Here is a 7,085-nt window from a genome sequence, read left to right as displayed (position 1 = left end):
AGACGAGATAACGTGACTATTTTTGAGGTATGATTCAGTTTTTAAAAAAATATAAAGCCTTTATTTTTGGATTGCTCTTTATAGCCCCAATTTTCTATATTTTGGATTACTTTAGATTTATTCTACTTCCTAAAAACCAACCTATTGAAATTATTATTTATGCCCTATTTTGGGGACTTGTTATTGCTTTGCCTTTTCATCACTTTAACTACTTAAAAGAAAAAAGAACGGCCGTTTATAAAATATTAGGGTTAGTTACGCTCTTTTTTATTGCGCTAATTGTAGATAGTTTAATGCGTCTTCCAGACAACCCAATAACCTTTATTTTACTAATAGGGTTTTGGATTGGTTTGGCTTATGTTTTAATACCAACGTTTATAAAAAAATACTGGAAATTAATAGCTTTTATTTACACACCATTATTGTTATATTTTTTGTATTTAAGATTGTTTTCTGGCGATTTAGAAGCCTATTTAAAAATTAAAGAAGACTTTCCGTTTTTTATATTCTTTTTGCCAATTCCTGTGTTGTTTTTGGTTTGGGTTTTTGAACAATGGAAATGGATTCAAAATTTAAAAACTGAAAAATCTAAAACAGAATTGTCCCTATTACGAAGTCAGATAAATCCACATTTTTTCTTTAACACATTAAATAACCTATATGCTTTAACCATTAAAAACTCTAAACAAGCACCAGATGTCATCCTAAAATTATCTGATATGATGCGTTATACCATCTACGAAGGTGAAAAAGAAACTGTAAAAGTTGCTGATGAGATTGAATACCTTAACAACTATATAGAGCTTCATAAAATCCGGTATAAAAAATCTGTTAATATATCATTTAAGCACGATATAAATACCGATGAATTAATAGCTCCTTTATTATTTATCATCCTATTAGAAAACGCCTTTAAACATGGTGTTGAAACGCTTTCTGAAACTGCATTTATTAATATAAATCTATATGAAGTGGACAATTTTATTGTTTTTGATATTGAAAATAATTTCGACCCTAAAGAAATTAGCTTATCAAAAGGAATTGGACTTACAAATCTAAAACGTAGATTGTCTTTAATTTACCCAAAAACGCACGAACTGAATAACTATAAAGAAGGTAATATTTATAAAACAACTTTAAAAATTTCTAAACATGCTTAAATACATAATTATTGATGATGAGCCTTTAGCCCATGAAATTATTGAAGAGTTCTGCAGTATGTTACCACATTTACAATTAGAAAAAAATTGTTATGATGCTATGGAAGCCATGCAGTTTTTAAATGAAAACACAGTAGATTTTATGTTTTTAGATATTAATATGCCTAAACTTAAAGGTCTAGATTTTTTAAAAACGCTTACAAACCCTCCAAAAACCATTATTACAACAGCTTATAAGGAACATGCCATTGAAGGTTTCGAGTTGAATGTTGTAGATTATATTTTAAAACCTTTTAGTTTTAATCGTTTGGTGAAAGCTGTAAATAAAATAGCAGACACCTTAACTCCAAAAAGGGGTATTAATGAAGTTTCAAATTCTGAAAATACTGCAACACGATTCTTTGTAAAAGGTGATAAAAAGCAACATCAAATAGATTTAAACAACTTGTTATACATTGAGGCTTATGGCAACTACACCAAACTTTTTTTAGAGGATGAAATGATTGTAAGCCACGAAAAAATATCGCATTATGAAGAGGTGTTAAATACATCTAACTTCTTACGTGTTCATAAATCTTTTATTGTTTCCATTAGCAAAATAAAGTTTATTGAGGGTAACCGTATTTTGATACGTGAACATAAAATTCCTATTGGGCAGACGTATAAAAGTAGTATTAATAAACTATATGGTGGTTAATAACCACGCTATACTCATTATGCTTCTCTCCTAAGTCGTCGCATAAAAAGTGTTTAATTAACTATTGTATTTGAAACTTTTAGATGTATTTATTCGTGAATAAAACTTTATTATAGCGTTGAAATAAAATCTACAATTTTTTGTTTGGTCATAGCATCAGCCTTCGCTTTACTTTTACTATAAAAGTTGCTATAGGTAAAATCAGTCCAGTCTTTACTGTTTTTATTTGCCGGAACCATCATTACAAAACTTTCATCATCGTAAGTAATCATATAAAGTCCTACAGCATTGTAAAAAACTGGTACCTCCATTATTTCGCTCTCCTCTTTATTGTATTTATACATTGCAGGCGAACACCGCTCACAAGCAGCTACAATTAATATCTTATCGCTTCCCCATGTAGCATATTGAAATAATTTTTCTTTGGTCATTTTACTCGCAATTCCTTTTTCTGCAGCCATTAAATAATATTTTCCGTTAATGGCTTCTGAAGGCGCTTTACTTTGAGAAAAAAGCATACAGGGTATTAGTAATACTATTAGGTATTTAAACATAATTTTAAGATTGTTTTGAAGTTAGTTGATATTTACTGTGTTACCACAGCCCGAATTTTTAGTATACACTTTAGTATTAGTGGATTTATAAGCTCCACCAGAGTTAATGGTTTGTATATAAGCGTCTTTACCACAACTCCAAGATGCTGTACTTCCAGCAGGTATTTTTGTTCCAGGATTACGGCTACCACTTGTGCCCACATAAATAGTACGGCTACTATTATTACGAAGCGTTACTACATCTCTTTTCTGAGCAGATTGATAATTTAATTCGTTCTGTCTTTTTCTTCGTTCTAAATCTTTATATTCTGGTGTTGCCTTAACAGAATCGTTATATCTTTTTGCTTCTGCCCATTCGTCTTTCTCGGCTTGAGCGTCTTTAGCAATTTGTCTCTTTTTAGCTGCTTTTACATTATTTTCTTTTTTTAATTCAGCAGGTGTTCTTGCGTCTTGTTTCGCTTTCATAGCAACAAGATAATCGGTTATCATTTTATCTATATTCTGACTTTGTAAAGCGCTGTGCTCAGGACCAAAAAATGCACCTCCAGTTTTGGCGGCTTTTAAAGCTTTTAATTTATCTTTAAAAGAGAATTTTTTCTTCTTTTTTTTCTTTCCGTCAGACTTTGGTTCTTCTGCTACGTTTTTAATAAAAACTCTATCAATTTTTGTAAAAGAAACTCCATCTTTTTCAGCTCCCCAAAGCACAAAAACATAGTCGTCTATCGCTACAAAGCTTCTTTTCGGAGATGGCGTAGTTAAAAGGCTCTCGTACGGTTGTCCATTACAGATTACTCCTTCAGTTGTTGCATCTAATAAATACCTCGATTTTCCTTTGTGTTCACCTTCATTATCAACTATGATTTCTATTTTATAACCTTCTCCAGTAGGTAAATATTCTTTATGAAATTTAACTATCGCATATTTGTTTTTTATTACATATTTTCCATTTCTTCCTGATGCTTTAACAGAAGAGTATTCCGTATATTGATGCTCAGTAGAGATATTATCAAACAAATTGTTTTGTGAAAACGCAATTGTTGTTATTAATAAAGTAAGTGTTAGAATTATTTTTTTCATGATTAGGTTATTTTGGGTATCTATAGCAAATATCTCATACTATATCTGTTTAAAGTTAAGTGGACTTCTGAAGTACTCTTTTCAACTTCTAAAATGAAAAATCTCGTAAGCAAAAGCACTTACGAGATTTAAAGCTTAATTATTGTTTAATAAAACGTCTTGTTAAAAGTTTCCTTGTTTCGTCTTCTATAATAATTAAATACATACCATTTTTTAAGGTAGTAGTAGTAATATTTTAATACCGTTTTAGAGTACACAAAATTGTATAAAAAACTCTTTAGGGTATTGATTACTCATTTATTTAATAATTTTGAATGAACGTTATGGTACAGTATTTAAAACATAGCTTACATATATTTCTTAATTAGTTTTCTAATATGTCTAGGCATGAAAAAAGCTCAGTTATTATAACCGAGCTTTAAACAGTACCTAATTTTGAGGTAAACTTATTTTTTAGCAAATCGTTTTACACCTATTTTACCATCTTTTGTATGCACTTTTAAGAAGTACAATCCTGAGGATAAGTTTGAAACATTAATACTAGAGATCTCACTTTCTAAAACTTTTTTTCCTACAACATTAAAAATCTCCATACTTACCAAAGTTTCTTTTAGCTCTATGAATAAGATATTCCTTACTGGATTTGGATAAATAGAAATGTTCTCTAGTTCAAAATCATTAATACTTAGCGTACCACAATTAGTATTATAGCTTGCTGTTGCATCTTTTTGCCAGTTTGCAGAAGGCGTAAAACCTGCGTCTATTTGTATACAAGTTAAATTAGCATTATTTAGAGCGCTAAAATTATTAACACCTGTATTATTACCATTTGCTATATTTAAATTGGTTAGTTGATTATTTTGAAGAAATAGTTGGGTTAATGCTGTATTTTGACTTACATCTAAACTAGTTAACTGGTTATTAAGAGCCTGTAAAGCGATTAACATAGTATTTTGACTTATATCTAAACTAGTTAATTGATTATTATAACAGTAAAAATATTGTAACATAGTATTTTGACTTACATCTAAACTAGTAATTTGATTATCTTGAGGATAAAGTTCTGTTAATGCTGTATTTTGACTTATATCTAAACTAGTTAATTGATTATCTGCACAACGAAGCATTGTTAATGCCGTATTTTGGGTTACATTTAAGCTCGTTAATTGATTTTCACCGCAATTTAATTCTGTTATATTTGTAAAAGCTTCAATGCCAGTTAAGTCTGAAATACTTTTATTGCCTGCATACATTGTTCCTGTAAAAGCACTTGCTTCGCTACATTGTATTTCGGTGTCGCCATTGGTATTTATGGCGGTATTTCCTACTAAATAATTTTTAAAGTTAGTATCTGGGATGGTCACTAAACATTGTTGACTAAACGTAGCGGTTACTATTTTGTCTGCATCCATAGTAATGCTTATTGGGTTTGTAGTTCCTGTAACGTCTCCACTCCAACCATCAAATTGATAACCTGAAGCTGGTGTTGCCGTTAATGTTACTACCGTTCCATCGGCATAGGTTCCGTTAGTTGGTGTAGGGTTGGCAATTATGCTACCATTGGTTGCGTTGAGGGTTAAAGTTCTTGTTACTGGTGCTGCTCCTCCAAATTCATAAGCGCCTATATCTACTGTAGTATTAAAAATACGTTGGTTTCCTGCTAAATCTAGTGTAATTCCTGTTGGAACCCTAGCATTATTACCAGCATCAATTGCTGGAGAAGACCCTTGCAAACTGTAATTGTTTTGAGAGGTATTTAAAAATAATGGATTATTATTTGTGCCTAATTGTTGTCCTCCTTCAACAATAGTGTTTGCTACTTGTGTTGTATTACCAGAAATTAAAAATGGAGTTGTACTACCATTGCCCCAAATAATAGAGTTAAACATATAGTACTGTAGGTTTGTACCACTATTATTATTAATTCTTATAGCATTACCATTTAAACCTGTGTTATTAGAAAATGTAGAATTAATAACTTGAACGTTTATGCCATTTGAACCTGGGTTACCTCCTCCACTAGTTGTTACATAAAATACTGACGCTCCATTGGCTGATGTATTATTATAAAACAAACAGTTATTTATAATAGAATTAAGTCTTTGAGAATATCCATCAGCACCATTAAGTAGAAAGGCTGAATTTGTAGCAGAATAATTATCTCTAACTATGCACGATTCAAAATTTATTGTAGATGAAATATTTTGCTCGCCACAAGGGTAAAAACTTGAAAACACTGCAGTATCTGAAGCTGTATTTTTTTCAAATACACAGTTTACTATTTCAGCTTCAATATCACCAGAATTGTAGGGCTGAGTATATAAAGCGCCTCCTCTTCTATTATCGTATTGCGAGCTAGGTGTTATATTACAATTACTGACTATAATACCATTTGCATTTCCGCTAGAAATAGTAAATCCATCTACAATTATATTTTTAACATTACCTTTTAGTGTTATAACATGAATTGCGTTTTCTTGTCTTGTAGCTTCTGTATCTATTAAGTTAACAGTATCATCGTTATTAAAATCACCACTTAAAGTTGTAATATTTGCTCTAAAATCACGTTGAGAAATACTGGTCTCTGTACCAACAAAACCACCATATAATTTTGCATTATCTGGTAAATTAAAGGTACGGTTTCTCCCATTGCCCCCAGTTGGAACAGTTGGTAAATAGATGCCTTGTGCTACCCAAATTTCATTAGACGAATTTGCTAAAGCAATAGCATCGGTTAAATCTGTAAAAGCGTCTGCCCAAGACGTTCCATTATTATTTCCTGTAGCATTTTGGTTAACATAAATTATTGGTTGTGCTGGTGTAGTGGGTGTAAAGACAATATCGTCTACCCCAAAATTAGAACTTAAACCGTTAGTTCTGGTAATCTCAATAAGGCGAACATTTGTCCAATTTAATGTAACTACACTAGCGTTTTGGCTTACGTTTGCGGTTGTTGTATTAAGTACATTTCCAGAAGCATCTAACGATTTGAATGTCCAATTTTGATTATTACTTCCTTCAAACACCTTAATACTTTGTATGTTAAGACTACTAACTGTAGTACCTACACTTTCATTAACACCTATAGTTACAGAAGTTTCAAGTTGTTGGTTTATAACCGATAAGCCAGATGTTCCTTGACCTGCTGTGGTTAAAAGAATAGGACTCTGGTTAGGTGTACTAAAACTCGCAAAGTATTGCCCATTTATAACTTGGCTTACATATGAGTTAGGGTTTTGACTGGTTCCATTTAGTGTAGCAGTTTCCCAATCAAAGGTTTGCGCATTTGCACTAATAGTAAAAACGGCAAGCAGCATATAATAAAGTAGTTTCTTTTTCATTTTAAATAGATTATGTTTTTATAAAAACCAAAGAAAGTATGCTTGTGTGAAATACTTACAAAGAACTTTATAAAGAGCCATTTGGATTTGTAAAAGAAAAAAACATGAGGTTTAGTAAAATTAAAACCCTCAAAATTCAATTGAACTTTGAGGGTTTTATAATTTATAAAAGCGATTACCTATTTGCTATTTATAAAATAAACGCTTTATTTTTTTCTAAGACATTCTCTATTACAAAAACAGATCTGTTTACTTC

At 31.0% G+C, this 7,085-nt stretch carries 5 protein-coding genes; 2 read left to right on the top strand and 3 right to left on the bottom strand.

From position 1 onward, the window contains the following. Positions 1 to 101 precede the first annotated feature (101 nt). Together ACVC2P_RS13595 and ACVC2P_RS13590 are read left to right on the top strand one after the other, a co-directional pair. Positions 102 to 1,160: a sensor histidine kinase gene (locus ACVC2P_RS13595; RefSeq protein ID WP_452598998.1), complete on the top strand. Its 1,059-nt coding sequence runs from the start codon at positions 102 to 104 to the stop codon at positions 1,158 to 1,160. Next, positions 1,153 to 1,857 (top strand): LytR/AlgR family response regulator transcription factor, encoded by a 705-nt coding sequence (locus ACVC2P_RS13590; RefSeq protein ID WP_452598997.1) that lies wholly within the window; start codon positions 1,153 to 1,155, stop codon positions 1,855 to 1,857. The genes ACVC2P_RS13595 and ACVC2P_RS13590 overlap by 8 nt, the downstream gene beginning before the upstream one ends. A 110-nt stretch (positions 1,858 to 1,967) precedes the next feature. Here the strand turns inward: ACVC2P_RS13590 and ACVC2P_RS13585 are convergent, their stop codons facing one another. From ACVC2P_RS13585 to ACVC2P_RS13575, 3 genes are all read right to left on the bottom strand, one after another. Next, on the bottom strand, positions 1,968 to 2,411 hold the full coding sequence (locus ACVC2P_RS13585) for a hypothetical protein (protein WP_452598996.1): 444 nt from the start codon (positions 2,409 to 2,411) through the stop codon (positions 1,968 to 1,970). A gap of 21 nt (positions 2,412 to 2,432) precedes the next feature. Further along, positions 2,433 to 3,488, bottom strand: coding sequence for a hypothetical protein (locus ACVC2P_RS13580; RefSeq protein WP_452598995.1), 1,056 nt, complete (start codon positions 3,486 to 3,488; stop codon positions 2,433 to 2,435). Positions 3,489 to 3,934: 446 nt separating this feature from the next. Continuing rightward, positions 3,935 to 6,829 (bottom strand): InlB B-repeat-containing protein, encoded by a 2,895-nt coding sequence (locus ACVC2P_RS13575; RefSeq protein ID WP_452598994.1) that lies wholly within the window; start codon positions 6,827 to 6,829, stop codon positions 3,935 to 3,937. Positions 6,830 to 7,085 lie beyond the last annotated feature (256 nt).

Source organism: Pontimicrobium sp. MEBiC01747 (genome assembly GCF_053601635.1).
The sequence above is the reverse complement of the archived record's forward strand: the minus strand, read 5'-3'. Positions and strand labels throughout refer to the sequence as shown.